The sequence below is a fragment of the Streptomyces alkaliphilus genome (assembly GCF_014141535.1).
GTDB lineage: Bacteria > Actinomycetota > Actinomycetes > Streptomycetales > Streptomycetaceae > Streptomyces > Streptomyces alkaliphilus.
Map to the genome: position 1 here is coordinate 1 of NZ_VKHT01001173.1, position 1,383 is coordinate 1,383.

The window sequence follows — 1,383 nt, forward strand, 5'->3', positions numbered from 1 at the left end:
GGTCGGGTCCGGTGCGCGGTGTCCGGGGGCCGGGGCCACTTCCCGGACCCCGGGGAGGGGGCCGACCGGCACCGGATGCCGGAATCTGAACGAAAAACAAATTCCTGTTCACCCCCGCTTCACCCAAAATCCCGTTTCGGTCAATCCCCCCTGCACACGATGAACCGGTATCGGGCATCACACCCCCGCTCCCCGGGCACCGCGATACCACTCGCGTTCGTGACCTATGCTCACCGTTCGGGACCGCCGGAGCGAGGCCCCGGACCGAGAGATACCGATTGGCCGTGAGGGAAGGCACAGGGTGCGATCGCCGAAGAGTTTCTTTTTCCCGGGCGCCGGGAGGGGGTCCGCGCGAAAGCCCCGTGACCCCCTCTGGGACAATGTGCGGTACGTGGCCGCCACCGTGGTGCTGGTGGGCCACGCCATCACACCGCTGAAGGACTTCGCCGGTTTCGCCTGGCTCCACACCGCGACCTGGGCGTTGGGGGTTCCGCTCCTCGCCCTGGTCTCGGGACGGTTCAGCACGGCGGATCCGCTGACGGGCCGTCACGCCAGGCAGCTCGTCCAGACGGTTTTCATCCCCTATGCCGCGTTCTCACTCCTGCACACGTTGCAGATCTGGATCCTCCGGGACACCGTGCATTTCTTCGTGGTGAATCCCGTTCCCACCCTGTGGTTTCTGCTCTCGCTGCTCTTCTGGCGAGCGGCACTGCCCTATCTCGCCGCGCTGAGATTCCCTTTCACCCTCTCGGTGGTGGCCGCCGTGGTGGTCGGCCTCGTCGAGGAGGTTGGATTCTCGTATTCCGCTTCGCAGACCGTGACCTTCCTCCCGTTCTTTCTGCTGGGGTGGCGCATCGGGCAGGGCGGGTGGCACCTGCGTGCCATGGAGCGGATTCCGCGCTCCGTGGCCGCAGTCGGGACGGTGGTCCCCTTCGTCGGGATCGGACTGCTGGGGGACGCGGTCGACCGGGCATGGCTGGCGATGAGCCGGCCCTACATCCGGGACGGGCTGGAGTTCACCCAGGGGGTCCCGGTCCGGCTCCTCGCTCTGGCCTGGGGGGTGGGAGCCGCCGTGTGCATGCTCCGGCTGGTGCCCCGGGGCCGCGTCCCCTTCATCACCCATCTCGGTTCGGGCGGCTTCTACATCTATCTGATCCACCCCCTGATCCTGCGGCAGCTCTACCACGTCGACTTCTTCTCCCGGATCGACACCACCGCGAAGGCGCTGCTCTTCCTCGTCGCCTGCCTGGCCGCCGCCGCCCTGCTGGCCTCCCCACCGGTGCGTTTCCTCGCCCGTCCCTTCGTCCAACCGAGGGCCTCCTCCCTGCTGTTCCGCCGGCCGACCGACCCCCCGGCCACACCGCCGGCCGGGCGCCCCGGCCC

The 1,383-nt window shown here is 68.5% G+C and carries 1 protein-coding gene; it reads left to right on the top strand.

Translation table 11 applies throughout. From position 1 onward, the window contains the following. Nucleotides 1–391 precede the first annotated feature (391 nt). Nucleotides 392–1,383: acyltransferase family protein (locus FNQ90_RS23215; protein ID WP_182608139.1), on the top strand; the 992-nt coding region annotated here is incomplete at its 3' end.